The organism is Nocardioides sp. NPDC092400 (assembly GCF_040684155.1).
In the GTDB taxonomy this organism is placed as follows: domain Bacteria; phylum Actinomycetota; class Actinomycetes; order Propionibacteriales; family Nocardioidaceae; genus Nocardioides.
In genome coordinates this window covers 1-19,815 of the sequence record NZ_JBFBFJ010000008.1, presented here as the reverse complement: position 1 = coordinate 19,815, position 19,815 = coordinate 1, and the positions used below count along the sequence as shown (strand labels likewise).

At 73.0% G+C, this 19,815-nt stretch carries 20 protein-coding genes, 1 tRNA gene and 1 rRNA gene; 10 read left to right on the top strand and 12 right to left on the bottom strand.

The features are described 5' to 3' along the window. Nucleotides 1-3: 3 nt before the first annotated feature. The 7 genes from AB0N29_RS18850 to AB0N29_RS18820 all read right to left on the bottom strand — a co-directional run bounded on the left by AB0N29_RS18850 (nt 4) and on the right by AB0N29_RS18820 (nt 4,135). Nucleotides 4-399, bottom strand: coding sequence for a hypothetical protein (locus tag AB0N29_RS18850; RefSeq protein ID WP_302267162.1), 396 nt, complete (start codon nt 397-399; stop codon nt 4-6). A gap of 286 nt (nt 400-685) precedes the next feature. Next, complete coding sequence (locus tag AB0N29_RS18845; RefSeq protein ID WP_302267163.1) at nt 686-856, bottom strand: hypothetical protein; 171 nt, start codon at nt 854-856, stop codon at nt 686-688. 182 nt (nt 857-1,038) lie between these two features. Beyond that, nucleotides 1,039-1,305 (bottom strand): hypothetical protein, encoded by a 267-nt coding sequence (locus AB0N29_RS18840; RefSeq protein WP_364869185.1) that lies wholly within the window; start codon nt 1,303-1,305, stop codon nt 1,039-1,041. A 46-nt stretch (nt 1,306-1,351) separates the two neighbouring features. Next, nucleotides 1,352-1,426, bottom strand: a tRNA-Val gene (locus AB0N29_RS18835). Nucleotides 1,427-1,619: 193 nt separating this feature from the next. After that, nucleotides 1,620-2,084 (bottom strand): peroxiredoxin, encoded by a 465-nt coding sequence (locus AB0N29_RS18830; protein WP_364869182.1) that lies wholly within the window; start codon nt 2,082-2,084, stop codon nt 1,620-1,622. Continuing rightward, nucleotides 2,081-3,748: an AMP-binding protein gene (locus AB0N29_RS18825; protein WP_364869179.1), complete on the bottom strand. Its 1,668-nt coding sequence runs from the start codon at nt 3,746-3,748 to the stop codon at nt 2,081-2,083. The genes AB0N29_RS18830 and AB0N29_RS18825 overlap by 4 nt, the downstream gene beginning before the upstream one ends. 9 nt (nt 3,749-3,757) lie before the next feature. Beyond that, entirely contained in the window at nt 3,758-4,135 is a 378-nt protein-coding gene (locus AB0N29_RS18820; protein ID WP_364869532.1) for a DUF3052 domain-containing protein, read from the bottom strand. A 360-nt stretch (nt 4,136-4,495) separates the two neighbouring features. Here AB0N29_RS18820 and aceE point away from each other — a divergent pair, with 360 nt between their 5' ends. Then, nucleotides 4,496-7,288 carry a pyruvate dehydrogenase (acetyl-transferring), homodimeric type gene (gene aceE / locus AB0N29_RS18815; RefSeq protein WP_302267246.1) on the top strand — a complete coding sequence of 931 codons (2,793 nt, stop codon included), beginning with the start codon at nt 4,496-4,498 and terminating at the stop codon, nt 7,286-7,288. 74 nt (nt 7,289-7,362) lie between these two features. On the opposite strand, the gene AB0N29_RS18810 is transcribed toward aceE, so the two are convergent. Then, nucleotides 7,363-8,313 carry an alpha/beta fold hydrolase gene (locus AB0N29_RS18810; protein ID WP_302267247.1) on the bottom strand — a complete coding sequence of 317 codons (951 nt, stop codon included), beginning with the start codon at nt 8,311-8,313 and terminating at the stop codon, nt 7,363-7,365. Nucleotides 8,314-8,492: 179 nt separating this feature from the next. Here AB0N29_RS18810 and AB0N29_RS18805 point away from each other — a divergent pair, with 179 nt between their 5' ends. The 8 genes from AB0N29_RS18805 to AB0N29_RS18770 all read left to right on the top strand — a co-directional run bounded on the left by AB0N29_RS18805 (nt 8,493) and on the right by AB0N29_RS18770 (nt 16,119). Next, entirely contained in the window at nt 8,493-9,683 is a 1,191-nt protein-coding gene (locus AB0N29_RS18805; RefSeq protein ID WP_364869174.1) for a helix-turn-helix domain-containing protein, read from the top strand. A 130-nt stretch (nt 9,684-9,813) separates the two neighbouring features. Beyond that, on the top strand, nt 9,814-10,998 hold the full coding sequence (locus tag AB0N29_RS18800; RefSeq protein WP_364869171.1) for an acyltransferase domain-containing protein: 1,185 nt from the start codon (nt 9,814-9,816) through the stop codon (nt 10,996-10,998). Then, nucleotides 10,998-12,002: a beta-ketoacyl-ACP synthase III gene (locus AB0N29_RS18795; RefSeq protein ID WP_364869168.1), complete on the top strand. Its 1,005-nt coding sequence runs from the start codon at nt 10,998-11,000 to the stop codon at nt 12,000-12,002. Before AB0N29_RS18800 ends, AB0N29_RS18795 begins: the two co-directional genes overlap by 1 nt. A 90-nt stretch (nt 12,003-12,092) precedes the next feature. After that, nucleotides 12,093-12,338 carry an acyl carrier protein gene (locus tag AB0N29_RS18790; protein WP_302267251.1) on the top strand — a complete coding sequence of 82 codons (246 nt, stop codon included), beginning with the start codon at nt 12,093-12,095 and terminating at the stop codon, nt 12,336-12,338. A gap of 74 nt (nt 12,339-12,412) precedes the next feature. Further along, entirely contained in the window at nt 12,413-13,663 is a 1,251-nt protein-coding gene (locus tag AB0N29_RS18785; RefSeq protein WP_364869164.1) for a beta-ketoacyl-ACP synthase II, read from the top strand. Beyond that, the gene (locus AB0N29_RS18780; RefSeq protein ID WP_302267253.1) at nt 13,660-15,099 is read left to right on the top strand and encodes a carboxyl transferase domain-containing protein; all 1,440 of its coding nucleotides are present in this window, start codon (nt 13,660-13,662) and stop codon (nt 15,097-15,099) included. The genes AB0N29_RS18785 and AB0N29_RS18780 overlap by 4 nt, the downstream gene beginning before the upstream one ends. A gap of 75 nt (nt 15,100-15,174) precedes the next feature. Beyond that, nucleotides 15,175-15,600, top strand: a complete 426-nt coding sequence (locus AB0N29_RS18775) for a hypothetical protein (RefSeq protein WP_364869159.1) — start codon at nt 15,175-15,177, stop codon at nt 15,598-15,600. 87 nt (nt 15,601-15,687) lie between these two features. After that, entirely contained in the window at nt 15,688-16,119 is a 432-nt protein-coding gene (locus tag AB0N29_RS18770; RefSeq protein WP_364869157.1) for a hypothetical protein, read from the top strand. A 31-nt stretch (nt 16,120-16,150) separates the two neighbouring features. On the opposite strand, the gene AB0N29_RS18765 is transcribed toward AB0N29_RS18770, so the two are convergent. Together AB0N29_RS18765 and AB0N29_RS18760 are read right to left on the bottom strand one after the other, a co-directional pair. Continuing rightward, the gene (locus AB0N29_RS18765; RefSeq protein WP_166196528.1) at nt 16,151-16,669 is read right to left on the bottom strand and encodes a DUF3145 domain-containing protein; all 519 of its coding nucleotides are present in this window, start codon (nt 16,667-16,669) and stop codon (nt 16,151-16,153) included. Between the two features lie 169 nt (nt 16,670-16,838). Then, a complete protein-coding gene (locus tag AB0N29_RS18760) occupies nt 16,839-17,678 on the bottom strand; it encodes a protein phosphatase 2C domain-containing protein (protein ID WP_364869153.1) in 840 nt (279 codons plus the stop codon). Between the two features lie 119 nt (nt 17,679-17,797). Here AB0N29_RS18760 and AB0N29_RS18755 point away from each other — a divergent pair, with 119 nt between their 5' ends. After that, a complete protein-coding gene (locus AB0N29_RS18755; protein ID WP_364869150.1) occupies nt 17,798-18,325 on the top strand; it encodes a hypothetical protein in 528 nt (175 codons plus the stop codon). A 16-nt stretch (nt 18,326-18,341) separates the two neighbouring features. Here the strand turns inward: AB0N29_RS18755 and AB0N29_RS18750 are convergent, their stop codons facing one another. Continuing rightward, on the bottom strand, nt 18,342-19,397 hold the full coding sequence (locus AB0N29_RS18750; RefSeq protein ID WP_364869147.1) for a tetratricopeptide repeat protein: 1,056 nt from the start codon (nt 19,395-19,397) through the stop codon (nt 18,342-18,344). A 101-nt stretch (nt 19,398-19,498) separates the two neighbouring features. Further along, nucleotides 19,499-19,615 (bottom strand): 5S ribosomal RNA (gene rrf, locus AB0N29_RS18745). Nucleotides 19,616-19,815: the final 200 nt, after the last annotated feature.

Genomic DNA, 19,815 nt, shown 5'->3' with positions numbered 1-19,815 from the left:
CGGTCAGCGACCCCGCGTGTCGTTGCGCGAGGCGTCGTTCGTCTTGTTCTTGCTCCAGTCGCGGGTCCGGTCGCCGCCGTCCCGCGTCCAGTCCCGGGTCAGGTCGCTGCGGCTCTTGTCCCGGTCGCGGCTGACGTTCGTGAACCGGCTGTTGGTGCCGTCACGGGTCGACTTGCTCACCCCGGTGCCGGTGTTCGTCCGCGTGTCGTCGTTGGTGTCGTCGTCATCGTCGTCGTCGACGGTCATCACGACGTCGGGGTTGTCGTCCTTGCGCTGGAACGCGGTCCCCCGGTCGTCGCGCTCGTCGTCGGCGAACGCCACGGGCGCTCCCCAGGTGATCAGCCCGGCGCTCACGCCGCCCGCGACCGCCAGGACCCCGGTCCTCACCAGCTTGCTCATGTCTCGTCCTCTCGTCGGTGTCGTGCTGACGAGAAGGACTCTGCGGCCCGCGAGTGAGGTCACCGTGAGCCGCGGATGAGAGCGCCCTCATGGAGTGCCTTGACCGGACGGGGGGCGCGACCGGGCCCCGGGGGCGCCAGCAGCGGTAGGCACCCCCGGGTCCCGCGAGGAGCGGCGCCATGGGGTAACGCCGAACACCTCCGACGCTACGACCGTCCGGCCCCCGGCTCATCCCCGGAATCGGGGAGGTGGCGGGCCACCACGCAGGGCGTCCGGCGCCGGTCGGTCACGACGCGCGGGCGGCGTCCTCGTCGGCCAGCCAGGTCACGAGCAGCTCGGGCTCCCACGCGAGCGCCTGGTCGACGTGCTCGGCGCACGCCAGCAGGTCGACGGGGTCCATGGGCACCAGCGCGACGGGAGCCAGCGGGCAGTCCTCGCCGTACTCGCACTCGGGCATGACCCCAGCGTAGGCCGCCGCCGGTCACCCGTCACCGGTCGCCGTGGACGCGGTGGAAGCGGGGCGCGGCCCTGGACGCAGGTGGCTCCAGGGCCGCGCAGGCGCCCCGCCGGTGACTCCCCCCACGGGCCCCCGGCCGGGGCACCAGGAGGACGTTCGGAGCGGGTCGCCGTCCGGATGGGTCACGTGCGGGCGCCGGGCGGGAAGCGCGGCTCCATCGGCAGCAGGCACGCCTCCCGCACCCACTTCGTCACCACCGACCAGGGCAGCTCGCCGCCCCCGACCGCGAACGTCGTCAGGCCCTCCCACCGGGGCTCCCGGTGGCCGGCGACCTGCCGCCACTCCAGCAGGATCCCTGGCGCGACCGGGCCGCGGAACGCCGTCGACTCGTCGACCCACACCGGCACCGGGCGGCTCGTGTCCATCCGGTCCCGGTCGCTCACGCCCATGCCGCCGGACGCTAGGCGGGCGCACCGACGGTGCCGCGCGCGCGGATGGTGGGCGCAGAGGGGATCGAACCCCCGACCACCTCGTTGTAAGCGAGGTGCTCTACCGCTGAGCTATACGCCCGTGCCCGCTCGGGCGGCCACAGACTAGACGGTGGCGGTCGGCCGCGTGAAAAGGGCCGTAAATGGAAGTTGAACCGCTGGCGTCTCGGGTCACCAGCGGTTCAACGAGAAGAACTCTACGCGTCCGCGACGAGCCCCGTCCGCGGATCGCGGCAAAATCGGGACGGCGGTCTAGACGGCGACCGTGGCCCCGGTCAGGCGTGCGCGGAGAGCTGGCGCAGGTGCTCGTCGAGGTCGCGGCCCTCGGACGTCGGGTTGTGGACGGCCCACCGCAGGACGCCCTGCCGGTCGACGACGTACGACGACCGCCGGGGCGCACCGGTCGCCTCGTTGAGGACGTCGTAGGAGCGCGACACCTGCCCATGTGGCCAGAAGTCGGAGAGCAGCGGGAAGTTCAGCCCGTCGCTGTCGGCGAACGCCCGGAGCGCGTAGAGCGGGTCGCAGGAGATCGCCAGCACCTCGGTGTCGAAGGTGAGGAACTCGGCCAGCCGGTCGCGCACCCCGGTCAGCTCCCCGGTGCACACCCCGGAGAAGGCGTAGGGGAAGAACAGGATCGCGACCGCCTTGGTGCCGCGGTACGACGAGAGGGTGACGTCCTGGCCGAACTGGTCGCGCAGCGTGAAGTCGGGCGCCTCGCACCCGAGCGCGAGTCCGCTCACCCGGCGGCCTCCGTGCTGGCGTCCTGGCCGGGCCCCGGGTGGTCCTTCAGCTCACGCTTGAGGACCTTGCCGGTGGCGTTGCGGGGCAGCTCGTCGATGAGCACGATCTCCTTCGGGACCTTGTAGCGCGCGAGGTTCGCCTTCACCCAGTCCTTGAGCGTGTCCTCGTCGGCCGCAGCGCCGTCGCGCAGCACCACGAACGCCCGCAGCCGCTTGCCGTAGTCGGGGTCGTCCACCCCGATCGCCGCGACGTCGACCACGGCCTCGTGGCGGGCCAGGCAGTCCTCGACCTCCTTGGGGAAGACGTTCTCCCCGCCGGAGACGATCATCTCGTCGTCGCGCCCCTCCACGTAGAGGCGGCCGTCCTCCCCGAACCGGCCGACGTCGCCGGTGGCCATCAGCCCGTCGAGGACGTCCTTGCCGCCCCCGCCGGTGTAGCCCTCGAAGAGCAGGCTGTTGCCGACGAAGATCCGGCCCGAGGCGCCCGCGGGCGCCTCCTTGCCCTGCTCGTCGTAGATGCGGACGGTCGTGGCCCACGGCGGCCGGCCGGCGGAGTCGGGGGCCTCGCGCAGGTCCACCGGCGTCGCGATCGAGGCGTAGGCGACCTCGGTCGAGCCGTAGATGTTGTAGAGGTGGTCGCCGAAGTGGTCCATCCAGGTGACCGCCAGGTCACCGGGCAGCGCCGAGCCGGAGGACGCGACCACCTTGACGGTGTCGAGGGAGTACCGCTGCAGCACCTGCTCCTCCAGGCCGAGGATCCGCTGCAGGAACACCGGGATCACCACCAGCGAGTCGCAGCGCTCCTCCTCGACGGTGCGCAGGCAGTCCTCGGGGTCGAAGCGGCGGCGCAGCACGACCGTGGAGCCCAGCAGCATCGACAGCGCCATGTGCGCGAAGCCCCACGTGTGGAAGAGCGGCGCGGCGATGTGGGTGCGCCAGCCGTGCCGCAGCGGCATCCGCGACAGCAGCGAGATCGCGGCGTCGATGCCGGCCTCGCTGCGCGGGGCGCCCTTCGGCGTGCCGGTCGTGCCCGAGGTCAGGATGATCGTGCGGCCGTGCCGGTCGGGCGGGTCGAGGTCGCCGTCGTCCTCGGCAGCGATGAGCTGCTCGAGGGTGGCGACGCCCCCGGTGGCGCCTTCACCGTCGCCGTCGCCGTCGACCCAGGCCAGCACCCGCTCCTCGACGTCGGCCGCGGCCAGCAGGTCGGTGAACTCCTCGTCGTGGACCACGACGGTCGGCTGCTCGCGCTCCAGCACGTCGACCAGCTGCGGCCCGGCGAAGGCGGTGTTGAGGTAGAGCACGTCGGCGCCGAGCTTGGCCACGGCGATGCTCGCGTCGATGAACCCGCGGTGGTTGCGGCACATCACCGCGACCCCGTCGCCCTCGCCGACGCCACGGGCACGCAGTGCGCGCGCCAGTGCGTTCGAGCGGCGGTGCAGCTCGCCGAAGGTCAGCTCGCCGAGCTCGTCGACGAGGCCCACCCGGTCGGGGTAGCGCACGGCCAGGCTGGCGAAGCCGCCCGCGGGGCCGGTCCCCCAGTCCTTGACCGTCCTGGCCAGGCGCGCCAGCACGGCCGGCGGGTAGGGCCGGATGATGCCCGAGGACGCGAGCACCTTGGCACCGGTGCCCGCGGTCGCCGCGCGGCCGAGGAGGGTCTGCAGCACGGGGCGAACCTACGCGGGGGTCTTGGGCGCCACCAGGCGGGTCGCCGCCCAGTCCTTGCTCACCGCGGCGGTCGTCGTCTGGGAGAGCCCGGCGATCGGTGCGGCCTCCGCGACGGTGGCGGCGTCGACGGAGTTCGGGCGGCCGACCTTCGGGGTCAGCAGCCAGATGGCGCCGCCGCCGACGAGGTCGGTCAGCGCGTCGACGAGGCCGTCGACCAGGTCGCCGTCCTCCTGGCGCCACCACAGCAGGACCGCGTCCACGACGTTGCCGTAGTCACCGTCGACCATGTCGGCGTCGATGGTGTCCTCGATGGAGACGCGGAGGTCGTCGTCGGTGTCGTTGTCCCACCCGAGCTCTTGGACGACCATGCCCTTGGTGAACCCCAGTCGCTCCGCAGGTCCGGTGTCGGGTTGGTCGGCGCCTGCGGCGCCGGTCCGGGTGGTCCCCCCACCCTCGGTCGAGCTCAACGTGGTCCTCCAGACGCGATCGGTACGCCCGCGCTCCGCGGGCGATGGGGAGTAGTCCAGCGGAGACCGCGCCGAGGCGCAAGCCGTCCCGACCTGCGGGAACGTCGCGCGCCGCCCCGATCGCCGGCCCGATCGGCGCCCACCGGCCCCGTCGACGTCGGCTTCGGGGCCGGCCGAGGGCCGACCGGCGACCGACGACCGGTCGCCCCCGCCCTTCGTGGCCGCCTGGCTACCGACGGGTAAATTCCGTCCCTCGCACCCGCGTGCAACGATGACGAGGTGACCGGAGAACCACCCACCAGCTCAGGCACGCGCAAGGGCTCGACCCCCTCGGTGATCCACGAGGGCCTGCCGACCCAGCTGCCCGACATCGACCCGGACGAGACCAACGACTGGCTCGACTCCTTCGACTCCCTCGTGGACGAGCGCGGACGCGAGCGCGCGCGCTACGTCATGCTCCGCCTGCTCGAGCGGGCGCGCGAGATGCAGGTCGGCGTCCCCGCCCTGCGGAGCACCGACTACATCAACACCATCCCGCCCGAGCGGGAGCCGTGGTTCCCCGGTGACGAGGAGGCGGAGCGTCGGATCCGCGCGTTCATCCGCTGGAACGCCGCCGTCATGGTGTCCAGCGCGAACCGCAAGGGCCTCGAGGTCGGCGGCCACATCGCGACGTACCAGTCCTCAGCCAGCCTCTACGAGGTCGGCTTCAACCACTTCTTCCGCGGCAAGGACCACCCCGGCGGCGGCGACCAGGTCTACATCCAGGGCCACGCCTCCCCCGGTGTCTACTCCCGCGCGTTCCTCGAGGGTCGCCTGAACGAGGAGCAGCTCTACCGGTTCCGCCAGGAGGTCCAGCACGGGCCCGGCGCCGGGCTGCCGTCCTACCCCCACCCCCGGCTGATGTCGGACTTCTGGGAGTTCCCGACGGTCTCCATGGGCCTGACCGGCATCAACTCCATCTACCAGGCGCGGTTCAACCGCTACCTGCAGAACCGCGGCATCAAGGACACCAGCCAGCAGCACGTCTGGGCGTTCCTCGGTGACGGCGAGATGGCCGAGCCCGAGTCGCTCGGCGCGATCCGGGTCGCGGCCCGCGAGGAGCTCGACAACCTCACCTGGGTGATCAACTGCAACCTGCAGCAGCTCGACGGCCCGGTCACGGGCAACGGGAAGATCATCCAGGAGCTCGAGGCCAACTTCCGCGGCGCCGGCTGGAACGTCATCAAGGTCGTCTGGGGTCGCGAGTGGGACCCGCTGCTGGCCCGCGACGTGGACGGCGTGCTCGTCAACAAGATGAACACCACGCCGGACGGCGCGTTCCAGACCTACTCGGTCGAGGACGGCGCCTACGTGCGCGAGAGCTTCTTCGGTGGCGACCCGCGCCTGCGGGCGATGGTCGAGCACATGAGCGACCAGCAGATCCAGAAGCTGCCGCGCGGTGGCCACGACTACCGCAAGGTGTACGCCGCGTTCGACTCGGCCACCAAGCACGTCGGCCAGCCGACCGTGATCCTCGCCAAGACGATCAAGGGCTGGACGATCGACGCGCTGGAGGGCAAGAACGCCACCCACCAGATGAAGAAGCTGACCCCGGCCGACCTCAAGCGGTTCCGGGACCGGCTCTACCTGCCCATCTCCGACCGCGACCTCGAGCGGGCCTACGAGGAGACCGGCACCGCGCCGTTCTTCCACCCCGGCGCGGACTCCCCCGAGATCGAGTACATGCTCGAGCGTCGTCGCCAGCTCGGCGGCTCGCTGCCCAAGCGCGTCGTGCGGGCCAAGCCGCTCACCCTGCCGGGTGACAAGGCCTACGCCGAGCTCAAGCAGGGCTCGGGCAAGAACTCCGTCGCCACCACGATGGCCGTCGTCCGTCTGCTCAAGGACTGGATGAAGGACACCGAGATCGGCAAGCGCATCGTGCCGATCGCCCCGGACGAGTACCGCACGTTCGGCATGGACGCGATGTTCCCGAGCGCGAAGGTCTACAACCCCTCCGGCCAGCAGTACGAGTCGGTCGACCGGAACATGTTGCTCTCCTACAAGGAGTCGACCCAAGGCCAGATGCTCCACGAGGGCATCTCCGAGGCCGGCGCGATGGCCTCGGCGACCGCCGCCGGCTCGGCGTACTCCACGCACGGCGAGCCGATGATCCCGTTCTACATCTTCTACTCGATGTTCGGGTTCCAGCGGACCGGCGACTCGATCTGGGCCATGGCCGACCAGCTCTCCCGAGGCTTCCTGGTCGGCGCCACCGCCGGTCGCACCACGCTGACCGGTGAGGGCCTGCAGCACGCCGACGGGCACTCCCCGCTGCTCGCGGTGACCAACCCGGCGGTCGTGCACTACGACCCGGCCTACGCCTACGAGGTCGCGCACATCATGCGCTCCGGCCTCGAGCGGATGTACGGCACCGGCGGGCCCGAGGGCAACGGCGAGAACGTCATCTTCTACCTGACGGTCTACAACGAGCCGGTGCCGCAGCCCAAGGAGCCCGAGGACGTCGACGTCGAGGGCATCCTGCGCGGCATGCACCAGGTCTCGCGCGCCGAGGGCGAGGGCCCGCGGGTCACGCTGATGGGCTCGGGCGTCGGCATGCCGTGGATCCAGGACGCGAAGCGGATGCTCGCCGAGGAGTGGGGCGTCCAGGCCGACACCTGGTCGGTCACCTCGTGGAACGAGCTGGCCCGCGACGCCGTCGCCGCCGAGGAGTGGAACCTGCTGCACCCCGGCGAGGAGGCGCGCAGCTCCTACGTCGAGGAGCGGCTGGTCGACGTCGAGGGGCCCGTCGTCGCGGTCTCGGACTTCATGCGGGCCGTGCCCCTGCAGATCGCCCGCTGGGTGCCCGGTGACTACCGGGTGCTGGGTGCCGACGGGTTCGGCTTCGCCGACACCCGCCCGGCCGCCCGACGGTACTTCCACATCGACGCCCAGTCCGTCGTCGTGCAGGCCCTCCAGGCCCTCGCCGACGCCGGGCAGGTCGACCGCTCCCAGGTCGAGAAGGCGTTCGCGACGTACCGGATCGACGACCCCACCGCCGTCGCCGGCGTGAAGCAGGAAGGCGGAGACGCCTGAGGGACGAGGGCGTCAGCCTCGACGCGTGACGGCAGGGCGGTGACCACTCCGGTGGTCACCGCCCTGCTGCGTCCTCAGGCGCTGGTGATGTCGGTGACCGAGGCGACCGGCGCCGGCTCGCTGCGGCCGTTCACCAGCAGCGTCCGCACGCGCTCCCGGTCGTACGTCGAGGGCTGGGTGGTCCGGACGAAGTCGTGGAGCAGCTTGGCGAACCGCTCGGGGTGGTCCTTGTGCGGGAAGTGCCCGGCGTTCGGGATGATCTCCACCCGCGACCGCGGGGCGAGGTCACCGGCCAGCCCGGCGTGGCGCACCGGGATGACGGTGTCGTCGCGGCCCCACACCACCGCCATCGGCATCTCCTCGGTGAGGTAGGCCCGGTCGGCCATCGTGACGACCTGGCCCTTCCAGTCCACGACGCCGCGCACGACGTGGCGGATCGCGTGGCGCGCGGCCGGGTCCTTGAAGGAGTCGTAGATCTCCGCCATCTCACCGAGGTCCCGCGCGTGCCGCGAGGGCAGCGCGGTCATCAGCTGCATGCCCTTCTTGCCCGCGTGCCGGATGCCGGGGAGCGTCAGGACGCCCATGACCTGGTGGAACCCCGGGGTGGTGATCGCGCGGATCGCGGGGGTCACCTCCGGGCCCAGGCCGCCGGAGGCGACAAGGACCAGCCGGTCGGTGCGCTCGGGGAACTGGTAGGCGAACTGCATCGCCACCCCGCCGCCGAAGCTGTGCCCGACGACGGTCACCCGCTCGACCTCGAGGACGGTCAGCAGGTCGCGCATGCCGTTGGCGAATCCGCCGAGGCTGTAGTCCGCCCGCGGCTTGTCCGACTGCCCGTGGCCGAGCAGGTCGGGGGCGATGACGGTGTAGCGCCGAGCGAGCAGGTCGATCACCGGCGCCCAGGTGGTGTGGGAGCACCCCAGCCCGTGCAGGAGCAGCAGCGCGGGACCCGACCCGACCTTCACGTACGCCCGGCGGTGGCCGTGGATCGTGACGTGCTGGACCTCGTGGGACTTCGTGGACACCTGGTACTCCTCCGGCGGGAGCTCGTGCTCGTGCCTGTCCGCCGACCCTAGGGTCCGGCGCCGGGAAACGCGGGATTTCCCTTGTTTTGTCGGGCATCCGGCACGACCTCGTCGTCGTGCCTCGCCCGGTCGACCGGTCCGCGGCCACCCGCGCAACGGTGCGGGACTAGCCTGCGGACGTGTCGAGCAGTCCAGCCGCAGTACCCCACTCGCGCGCCGCCGATGCGCTGCAGCGGGCCACCGGTGCGCTCAGCACCGCCGCCACCGCGCGGATGGACGCCGAGATGCCCTGGTTCCGCGACCTCAGCGCCCAGGACCGCTCCTGGGTCGGCCTGATCGTGCAGGCCGGCATCCGGGGCTTCGTCGACTGGTTCCGCGCCGACGACGGCACGCCCGCGCCCGGCGCCAACGAGCTGGCCGCGTCGGTGTTCGGCGCGGCGCCGAGGGCGCTGGCCGGCGTGATCAACCTCCAGCAGACGGTGGACCTGGTGCGGCTGTCGATCGAGGTCGTCGAGTCCGACATCGACCGCCTGCTCGGCGCCGAGGACGTGCCCCTGGTCCGCGCCGCCGTGCTCCGCTACGCCCGCGAGGTCGCCTTCGCGACCGCGGAGGTCTACGCCCGCGCGGCGGAGGTGCGCGGCGCCTGGGACGCCCGGCTCGAGGCCCTCGTCGTGGACGCCGTGCTCCGCGCCGAGGCCGACGAGGCGGTGCTGAGCCGGGCCAGCGCGCTGGGCTGGAGCGCCGCCGGCGACGTCGCGGTGGTCCTCGGGGCGGTCCCGGAGCGGACGGCGGCCGCCGACCTGCCCGAGGAGGTACGCCGCGCGGCGCGGACCGCGGGCCTGGAGGCGCTGTGCGCCGTGCAGGGCGACCGGCTCGTGGTGCTCCTGGGCGGCGTGGCCGACCCGCGGGTGGCCGCCGAGTCGGTCGTCGGCCTCTTCGGGGAGGGACCCGTCGTCGTGGGCCCCGCCGCCGACGACCTCGCCGGTGCGCACGTCTCCGCACGCGCCGCCGTCTCCGCGCACCGCGCGGCCGCGGGGTGGCCGGGGGCGCCGAGGCCGGTGCAGAGCATCGAGCTGCTGCCCGAGCGCGCACTGGCCGGCGACGGGCACGCCCGCCGGCACCTCGTCGAGCAGCTCTACCTCCCGCTGCTGCGCGCCCGCGGGACGATGGTCGAGACGCTCGCGACGTACCTCGACGAGGGCTCCTCGATCGAGGGCACCGCGCGGGCCCTCTTCGTGCACCCCAACACCGTCCGCTACCGCCTGCGCCAGGTCACCGACACCACCGGCTTCTCCCCCAGCCGCCCCCGGGACGCGTTCGTCCTGCGGATCGCGCTCGTCCTGGGCCGCCAGTCCGGCCGTGTCGAGTAGCCCTCTCCACCGGCCGCGGGACTAGCTGCGACGCCACGTCGGCTTTTGTGGGAACCCCACAAGAACCGGCCTGCGGATTTCGTGGGCGCCGGAGGCGAGCGCGGACCCCTCGGAGGGGCAGGGTGGACCCGTGCTCGTCATCGTCGCCCCGGGCCAGGGGGCCCAGACTCCCGGCTTCCTCCGGCCCTGGCTGGAGGACCCGGTCTTCGCCTCGCGCTTCGAGTGGCTCGCGACCGTCGCCGGGGTCGACCTGGTCGCCCACGGCACCGAGTCCGACGCGGAGACCATCCGCGACACCCGGATCGCGCAGCCGCTGCTCGTCGCGACCGGCCTGGTCGCCGCGCTCGAGCTTTTCCCGCACCCGGCCGACGCCTTCGCCAAGATCGGCGCGGTCGCCGGCCACAGCGTCGGCGAGCTGACCGCCGCGGCGGGCGCCCGGGCGATCACCGCGGAGCAGGCGATGGTGCTGGTGCGCGAGCGCGGCAACGCCATGGCCGACGCCTCGGCCGTGACGCCCACCGGGATGACCGCCGTCCTCGGCGGCGACCGGGACGAGGTGCTGGCCGCCCTCGCGCGGCACGGCCTGACCGCCGCCAACGACAACGGCCCCGGTCAGGTCGTCGCGGCCGGCACCCTCGACCAGCTCGCCGCCCTCGCGGACGACGCGCCCGCCAAGGCCCGGCTGATGCCGCTGAGCGTCGCGGGCGCCTTCCACACCGAGCACATGCGCCCGGCCGTCGACCACGTCGCGCACCTGGCCCGCTCGGTCTCGACCCACGACCCGCGGACGCGGCTGATCTCCAACCGCGACGGGCAGGTCGTCCACGACGGCAACGAGGTGCTGCGCCGGATCGTCGGGCAGATCGCGAGCCCGGTGCGCTGGGACCTGTGCCTGGAGACGATGGCCGACCTCGGCGTCACCGGCATCCTCGAGATGCCGCCGGCGGGCACGCTGACCGGCATCGCCAAGCGCGCGCTCAAGGGCGTGGCGACGTTCGCGCTCAAGACCCCCGACCAGCTCGACGCGGCCCGGGCCTTCTGCGAGGAGCACGGCGAGTCCTCGGAGATGGAGACCTCCCCCACCTGGCGGATGGTCGTCTCCCCGGTCAAGGGCACCTTCCACATCGCCGGCGCCGCGGCCACCTCCGCCGTCCTGCCCGCCGGGGCAGCGATCGGCGACGTCGCCAGCCTGCGGGACCGGATCCCGGTCACCGCCGCCCACGGCGGCCAGGTCGTGGAGTGGCTCGTCGAGGACGGCGACCTCGTCTCGCCCGGCCAGCCACTGCTGCGGCTGCACCCCGAGGGAGCGGCCTGATGGGCGCGCGGATCCAGGCCACCACCGGCGCGGAGCACGCACGCATCCTCGGCATCGGCGCCTACCGCCCCCGCCGGGTCGTCCCCAACTCCGAGGTGGTCGAGGCGATCGACTCCAGCGACGAGTGGATCCAGCAGCGGTCGGGCATCAAGCAGCGCCGGTTCGCCTCCGACGACGAGACCATCCAGATGATGTCGGTCGCCGCCGCGCGCCAGGCGCTCGAGCGCGCCGGCCTCGACGCCGGGCAGGTCGACTGCGTCGTCGTCGCCACCGTCAGCCACCTGATGCAGACCCCGGCCGTCGCGACCCTGGTCGCCCACGAGCTCGGCACCGACCAGGCCGCGGCGTTCGACGTGTCGGCCGCCTGCGCGGGCTTCTGCCACGGCGTCGCGATGGCTGCCGACTTCGTCCGGACCGGCAGCGCGAGGCACGTCCTGGTCGTCGGCGTCGAGCGGCTCTCCGACATCACCGACATGACCGACCGCGGCACGGCGTTCATCTTCGCCGACGGCGCCGGCGCCGCCGTGGTGGGCCCGAGCGACGAGCCGGGCATCGGCCCGGTCGTGTGGGGCTCCGACGGCGAGCAGTCCGACCTCATCCGGTCCCGCCACGACTGGCGTGACGTGCTGGCCGCCGCGGAGCCGGCGATGCCGCACCTGACCATGCAGGGCAGCGCGGTCTTCCGCTGGGCGTCGTTCGCGATGGCCAAGGTGGCCCAGGAGGCCCTGGACCGGGCCGGCATCACCGCCGACCAGCTCGACTGCTTCGTGCCGCACCAGGCGAACATGCGGATCACCGACGCCATGGCCCGGTCGATGAAGCTGCCCCCCACCGTCCGCATCGCCCGCGACATCGCCGAGCAGGGCAACACCTCGGCCGCCTCGATCCCGCTGGCCCTGGACCGGATGGTCACCGAGGGCGACGCCCGCTCCGGCGACACCGCCCTGCTGGTCGCCTTCGGTGCCGGCCTGGCGTACGCCGCCCAGGTCGTCGTCGTCCCCTGAGCCGCTCGACCGCGGCACCACGAGCGCACCACCGCACCACCCCGCAGCACCCCCAGACCCAGCACCACCCCACCACCGAGAGGAACCAGCATGGCCACCACTGAGGAGATCCGCTCCGACCTCGCCGAGATCGTCAACGAGGTCGCGGGCGTCGACGCCGCCGACGTCCAGCTCGACAAGTCGTTCGTCGAGGACCTCGACGTCGACTCGCTGTCGATGGTCGAGGTCGTCGTCGCTGCCGAGGAGAAGTTCGGCGTCTCCATCCCCGACGACGAGGTCAAGAACCTCAAGACCGTCGGTGACGCCGTGGCCTTCATCGAGCGCGCCTCCGCCTGACCCCGACCGGCGCCGGCCCGTCGCGGCCGGCGCCGTCCCCCCTCCGCACGTCCCCTCCCCGAGGAGCAGCCATCATGTCCGCCACGCGCGTCGTCGTCACCGGTCTGGGAGCCACCTCCCCGGTCGGGGGCGACGTCCCCTCCACCTGGTCCGCCCTGCTCGAGGGCCGCTCGGGCGTCCGTCCCCTCGAGGAGGAGTGGGCCGAGCCGCTCGGCGCCCGCATCGCCGCCCGCGTGGCGGTCGAGCCGAGCGAGACCCTCGACCGGGTCAAGGCGCGCCGCATGGACCGCTCGGGGCAGCTGGCCATGGTCGCCGCCCTCGAGGCCTGGGCCGACGCCGGCCTGACCGGCAGCGCCGCCGAGGCGGGCATCGACCCCGAGCGCCTGTCGGTCGCGATGGCGTCGGGCATCGGCGGTGTCACCACGCTGCTGACCAACTACGACGCCCTGCTCGCCAAGGGACCGCGCCGCGTCTCCCCGCTGGCGATCCCGATGCTCATGCCCAACGGCCCGGCCGCCGGCATCGGCCTCGCGCTCGGCGCCAAGTCGGGCGTCCACACGCCGGTCTCGGCGTGCGCCTCGGGCAACGAGGCGATCGCACTGGGCATCGACCTGATCCGCCTGGGCCGCGCCGACATCGTCGTCTGCGGCGGCACCGAGGCCGCGGTCCATGCCCTGCCGATGGCCGCCTTCGGGCAGATGATGGCGCTGTCCAAGCGCAACGACGACCCGGCCGCCGCCTCGCGTCCCTGGGACAAGGGCCGCGACGGCTTCGTGCTCGGTGAGGGTGCCGCGGTCCTCGTGCTGGAGTCCGAGCAGCACGCCGCCGCCCGCGGCGCGCGGGTGTACGCCGAGGCCGGCGGTGCCGGCATCACCGCCGACTCCCATGACATCGCCCAGCCCGACCCGGTCGGCGCCGGCGCGACCCGCGCGATGCGGTTCGCCCTCCGCGACGCCGACCTCTCCCCCGGCGACGTCGCCCACATCAACGCCCACGCCACCTCGACGCCCCAGGGCGACGTGGCCGAGGCGCTCGCGATCCGCAACGCGCTCGGCGATGCGGCGTCCGGCGCGGTCCTCACCTCGACCAAGTCGATGACCGGGCACCTCCTCGGTGCCGCCGGCGCCCTGGAGTCGGTCGCCACCGTGCTCGCGCTCCACCACCGCACCGTGCCGCCGACGATCAACCTCGAGGACCCCGAGGACGTCGGCCTCGACCTGGCCGACAAGGTCCGCGACCTGCCCGAGGGCGACATCGCCGCCCTCAACAACTCCTTCGGCTTCGGCGGCCACAACGTCGCCATCGCGTTCCGGAGCGTCTCGTGACCCAGGCGCCGACGGCCCCGCGGACGCCCACCAAGGTCCCCCGGGACCAGGACCCCCGCCACCCGGTCACCCGGCTGCGGGCCCTGCTCGACGCCGACTCCCTCGAGCTGATCACCCCCGACGACGACTCCGGCATGGTCGCCGCGGTCGGCACCGTCGAGGGCACCCGGGTCGTGGCCTTCTGCTCCGACGCCACCGTGATGGGCGGCGCGATGGGCGACCAGGGCTGCCAGGTCGTCGTCGACGCCTACCACCGAGCGATGACCGACGGCGTCCCGATCATCGGGCTGTGGCACTCCGGCGGCGCCCGTCTCGCCGAGGGCGTGCTGTCGCTGCACGCCGTCGGACGGATCTTCAAGGTGATGACGCAGGCCTCCGGCCGCGTGCCGCAGATCTCGGTCGTGCTCGGCCCGGCCGCCGGCGGCGCGGCGTACGGCCCCGCGCTCACCGACGTCGTCATCCTCGGTCCCGAGGGCCGGATCTTCGTGACGGGCCCAGACGTGGTCCGGTCGGTCACCGGCGAGGACGTCGACATGCTGCGCCTGGGCGGACCCGAGCCGCACGGCCGGCGCTCCGGCGTCGTCCACGTGCTCGCGGAGTCCGAGCGCGAGGCGCTCGACCGCGCGCGGGCCGTCGCGACCCTCCTCGGCGCCCAGGGCAGCCTGCGCGTCTCCGAGGTCGAGGACCGTGACCTCGCCGCGCTGCTGCCCGAGTCCCGCAAGCGGGCGTACGACGTGCACCCGCTCGTGGCCTCCGTGCTCGACGAGGGCACGGCACTCGAGCTGCACGCCAAGTGGGCGCCGAACATCGTCACCACCCTCGGTCGTCTCGGCGGCCGCACCGTCGGCGTGGTCGCGAACAACCCGCTGCGCCTCGGCGGCTGCCTGGACTCCCTCTCCGCGGAGAAGGCCAGCCGCTTCGTGCGGATGTGCGACGCCCTCGGGGTCCCGCTCGTCGTGCTCGTCGACGTCCCGGGCTACCTGCCCGGCGTCGGCCAGGAGTGGGACGGTGTCGTGCGCCGCGGTGCGAAGCTGCTGCACGCGTTCGGCGAGTGCGTGGTCCCCCGCGTCACGCTGGTGACCCGCAAGACGTACGGCGGTGCCTACATCGCGATGAACTCGCGCTCGCTCGGCGCCACCAGGGTCTTCGCCTGGCCCGGCGCCGAAGTCGCGGTCATGGGTGCGGTCGCGGCCATCCGGGTGCTGCACCGCCGTCGCCTGGCCGAGGTCGCTCCCGAGATCCGTCCCCAGGTCGAGGCCGAGCTGGCCGCCGAGCACGAGCGGCTCGCCGGCGGCGTGGACAAGGCCGTCGAGATCGGTGTCGTCGACGAGGTCGTCGACCCGGCACTCACCCGCTCGGCCCTGGCCCGGGCGATCGACGAGGCGGTGCAGGCCGAGGGTGTCCGCCACGGCGTGCACGGCAACATCCCGCTCTAGCCCGCCGGACGCTGAGGCGCACGCCACACTCCGCGAGGGGTGTGGCCCTCACCACTCGTCGGGAACGATGGGGCCATGCGATCCCACGCCCGTCTGCTCGCCGCCGCCCTGGTCGCTGCCAGCCTGCCCCTCCTGGGCCCGGCCGGGCACGCGTCGGCGGCGGAACCGGTCGAGGTCCGCGCGGACTGGGGGCGCACCGCCGCTCCCGACGGCGTGCTCAAGCGCGGCTGCAAGCGCTACGCCTACCGCTACCGCCTCACCGTCCCGACCGACGACTGGGAGGTCGAGGTGAAGATCAAGGACCCGAAGGGCCACAAGGTCGCCTCGACCTACCTCCTCAGCGACAGCGAGGAGCCCACCGGCGGGCTGAGGTTCCGGCTGTGCGGCGTCGCCTCGTCCCCCGGCAGGTTCACCATCAAGGCGAAGGTGTCGGTCTGGGACGGCTGGGACGAGGAGGAGGGCCGACTCCCCAACAGCCACTTCCGGCTCCGGCGACCGTGACGGGCCCGGCGGCCGCGGGGTGACGTAACCCGGTACCACCCGCACGCGTTGACCAGGTGACCGCAGTCACAGTCACCGGAGGTCGCCATGCCGCGCCGCAGCTCCCGCCCGATACCGGCCGCCCTCGCCGCCGCCGCGCTCACCCTCGGCGCCGCGCTGGCACCGACACCGCCGGCCGCGGCGTACGAGCACCGGGACTGGGGCAGCACCGGCGCACCAGACCGCCCGCTGCGCAGCGGGTGCCACGGCTACAACTACCACTACGTCGTCGACCCGCCGAGCGACGACTGGGCGGCGGAGATCTTCCTGGTCGACCCCCGGGGCGTGAAGCTGGCCTCCGGCGCCATCGACGTGGACTCGGACCCGGCGAGGGGCCAGAGGTCGTGGACGATCTGCCGGCCCTCGACGGTCCCGGGTCGGTTCACCATCAAGATGCGGGTGACCTGGCAGACGAGCATCACCGAGATCCACAAGGGCTGGGTCGAGCCGTCGCACTTCCGGCTGTACCGCAAGCGCTGACCCGCGCCCGCCCCCGAGGGCCCCGGGGTGCTCAGACGACCTGGTGCAGCCAGCGCACCGGCGCTCCGTCGCCGGCGTGCCGGAAGGTCTCCAGCTCGTCGTCCCACGGCTTCCCGAGCAGCTTGTCGATCTCGACCAGCAGCGTGGTGTCCCCGAGAGCGGCCTTGACCACGGCGGCCTTGAGCCGGTCCTCGGGGATCATGATGTCGCCGTGCAGGCCGGTGACGGCGTGGAAGACGCCCAGCTCGGGCGTGTAGGAGTACCGGGCACCCTCGGTGCCGGAGGTCGGCTCCTCGGTCACCTCGAAGCGCAGGTGGTTCCAGCCGCGCAGCGCCGAGGCGATGGCGGCTGCCGAACCCGGTGCGCCGGTCCAGGAGAGCTCGGCGCGGTAGGTGCCTGCCTGCGCCGGCTGGGGGGTCCAGTCGGCGTTGACGGCAGCACCCAGCACACCACCGACGGCCCACTCGATGTGCGGGCACAGCGCGGACGGCGCTGAGTGGACGTACAGGACGCCCCTCGTCGCGGTGCGGGTAGCAGTGCGTGCGGTCACCGTGACCTCCTTCTTCCTCCGGCGCGAGCTACGCCTTCCCCAGCGGTCTCGTGTCGGTCGAAGTCAGTCGAGTGACAACGATGTAGTTGTGCCCCCATTGTGACCCATGAGGCGCCTGAGCACCAGCCACCACGACCGATCGGCGGGTCGGGACTCCCCGCCGACGCACTCACCCCGAGCGCACGGGGCTGCTCGGCTCCACCACGTTGGCCGGGTCGAGCAGGGCGCCGAGGCGCACGCCGTCGGCCGGGCCCGTCGGACCGGCCGCTGCGGGGTCGACCTCGACGACGTCGAGCACCACGCAGGTGACGTTGTCCCTGCCGCCGGCCGCGAGCGCGTGGTCGACCAGTGCGGTACCTGCCGCGTCCGGATGACCACGACCGAGGACCTCGCCGATCACCTCGTCGACGACCATGTCGGTGAGGCCGTCGCTGCACAACAGGTAGCGGTCGCCCGCGCGCAGGCGCACCGGGCGCAGGTCGAGCCCTTGGTCGGCGGGGTCACCGTCGACCGACCGCAGCACCACGTTGCGCCAGGGATGCCGGGGCACGGCCTCGCGGGCCAGCTGACCGGACTCCACCAGGTGCGCGACGTACGTGTGGTCGGTGGAGAGCTGCTCGAGGACGCCGGAGCGCAGCCGGTAGGCGCGGGAGTCCCCCACGTGTCCCAGCACTGCCCGCTCCCCGTCGCACAGGAGCACCGTCAGCGTCGTGGCCATCCCGAGCCGGGTGAGGTCGCGCTGGATGGCGCGGCGGATGCCGGCCCGCGCCCGGTCGGCCCCGGCGACGAGGACCTGCTCGGGCGTCCGGGCGTGACCCGGGTCCCCGGCGGGACCCAGGACCGTCTCGACGACCGCGCTGGCGACGGTCGCCGAGGCGACCTCGCCCGCGGCGGCGCCGCCGACCCCGTCGGCCACCAGGCCGAGCGTCGTGCCGACGAAGCCGGCGTCCTCGTTGTGGTCGCGGACGTGGCCCACATCGCTGAACCCTGCACCCGAGAACCGCAGCACCGCTCCTCCTCCAGCCCCCGGGTAGTGAATCCTCCACCGCCGACCGGGTCAAGGCCACGGGAGCTGTACCCGACGTGTCTCGTCCGCAATCGCGGTGTGACGTGCCCTACCCTCGCCCCATGTCCGACAGCCCGCCCCGGACCTCGGCTGCGCTCGAGGTGTCACGGAGCCGGCGGGCGGTCCGCGCCGCCGTGGCGCTGGTCCTGCTGGTCGCGCTGCTCGCGGTCCTGCTGTGGTACACCACCCACCCTCCGGAGCTGGCCACCAGCGAGGAGACCCGCCAGGCCGCCACACCGGTCGGGGTGCCGGTGTACGTCGCGATGGCGCCGGCGCCGACCGACCGCTCGCTGGGCGTCGACGGCGTCAAGCTGCGGGTGACCGCCAACACCGACGTCGACGTGCGTCCGCTGCTGTGTCGGGACGGCTCCCCCGGAGTCACCTCCGACCCGGCGGCGTACTGCAGCGAGCTGGTCGACCCCGAGGGCCAGCGGCTCGAGCCCGGGGACTCGCTGCTCGTCGAGGTGGCAGCGGACGAGCCGGCCATCGTGGTCGTCGACCGGATCCGAGTCGGCTACCAGGACGGCATCCGCGCGGCGACGCAGCCCGCCGGGGTGGACCACGCCGTGGTCAACGTCCTGGGACGCTGACCACGGCCCTTCGCGCTCAGTCCTGCGGGATCCGCTTCTCCAGCGCCTCGGCACGCGCCGCGGCGTCCGTGACCTCGTCGCTGTCGATCGCGTGCGTCCGGTGGAACCACGCCAGCGCGTCGGTCAGCCGACCGGCCGCCTCGAGCGTGTCGGCGTAGGCGTACCGCAGCCGGACGACCCACGACGCCCGCGTCTTCGACGTGAGCGGTGCGAGCTCCAGGGTGCGCAGCGCCGCGTCGACCTGGCCCATGTCCCGACGCGCACCGGCCTCGACGATCGTCATCTCGGCCTTCGCCTCGGGGACGAAGTTGGCCACCGACGGGCTCTTCGCCAGCTTCAGCGCCTGGTCGGGGTGGCCGAGGGCGCGGTGGCAGTCGGCCATGATCGGCAGGTAGGCGGTCGCGCCGTTCATCCGCTTGGCCGCACGCAGCTCGGCGAGCGCCTCGGCGTAGTGCCCGGCTGCGTACGCCGCCTCGCCGGCCGCCTCACGCACGACGGCCAGCCGGGGCGCGCGCGCCCGGGCCGCCAACGTGTGCTGGTAGGCGGTCTCCGGGTCGTCGTCGATGAGCATGCCCGCCGCGGCGAGGTGCCGGGCGACACGGGACGCGAGCTTCTCCGGAAGACCCTTGAGCTGGGCCGTGATCGAGCGGTCGAGCTCCTTGCCGGTCACGTCCTCGGGCAGGTCGGGACCGTCGTAGCGCGCCTGCTCGGCTGTGCGGTCGACCTGCTTGTCGGCGGGACGCTTCCAGTCGGGCTTGCCGCCGGATCGCTCGCTGCGACCGCGCTCGGGTCGTCCACCGCGCTCGGGGCGACCGCCCCGCTCCGGACGACCGCCCGAGCGGCGGTCACGACGCTCGTCGCCACCCGGCTCGAAACGGTCGGCGCGCTCGCTCGACCGCGAGGAGCGGCCGGAGCCGCCCTTCTCGGGACGACCGGCACTGCCCTTGTCGGGACGGCCACGGCCACCGGAGGCCGGCTTGCCGCCGGCGGGCTTGCCGCCTCGCGGACCACCGGACCGGCCTCCGCTGCCGGTCCCCTGCGACGGACGCTGGCTGCGACGCTCCTCGGCCACGGCTCCACCTCTGCACTTCCTGGCCCGGACGGGCCCGATCCTCACGAAATTGCGGGAAAAACACGTAGAGGCCACCTTGCGGTGGCCTCTACGGAGTGTATGTCCGGCGGCGTCCTACTCTCCCACAACCTCGCGGTTGCAGTACCATCGGCGCTGAAAGGCTTAACTTCCGGGTTCGGGATGGGACCGGGTGTTTCCCTTTCGCTATGGCCGCCGTAACTCTAGCGGTCCACACCCTGGCGTGTTGTCAGCCGGGTGTGGCCAAGCCTCTGTTCACATGTGTCGTGCACCCACTTGTCGTGGGGTCGAACTGTGTTCTGGATTCGTGGACGCGAGCACTCATGCAACGTGGTTGTTGTCTTGGTTGAGTGGTTGTGGGACAAGCCCTCGGCCTATTAGTACCGGTCGGCTAGGCATT

Coding starts and splice junctions, on each gene's coding strand:
- AB0N29_RS18850 (WP_302267162.1), bottom strand. CDS start 399: ATGAGCAAGCTGGTGAGGACCGGGGTCCTGGCGGTCGCGGGCGGCGTG.
- AB0N29_RS18845 (WP_302267163.1), bottom strand. CDS start 856: ATGCCCGAGTGCGAGTACGGCGAGGACTGCCCGCTGGCTCCCGTCGCG.
- AB0N29_RS18840 (WP_364869185.1), bottom strand. CDS start 1,305: ATGGGCGTGAGCGACCGGGACCGGATGGACACGAGCCGCCCGGTGCCG.
- AB0N29_RS18795 (WP_364869168.1), top strand. CDS start 10,998: ATGGGCGCGCGGATCCAGGCCACCACCGGCGCGGAGCACGCACGCATC.
- AB0N29_RS18790 (WP_302267251.1), top strand. CDS start 12,093: ATGGCCACCACTGAGGAGATCCGCTCCGACCTCGCCGAGATCGTCAAC.
- AB0N29_RS18785 (WP_364869164.1), top strand. CDS start 12,413: ATGTCCGCCACGCGCGTCGTCGTCACCGGTCTGGGAGCCACCTCCCCG.
- AB0N29_RS18775 (WP_364869159.1), top strand. CDS start 15,175: ATGCGATCCCACGCCCGTCTGCTCGCCGCCGCCCTGGTCGCTGCCAGC.
- AB0N29_RS18770 (WP_364869157.1), top strand. CDS start 15,688: ATGCCGCGCCGCAGCTCCCGCCCGATACCGGCCGCCCTCGCCGCCGCC.
- AB0N29_RS18755 (WP_364869150.1), top strand. CDS start 17,798: ATGTCCGACAGCCCGCCCCGGACCTCGGCTGCGCTCGAGGTGTCACGG.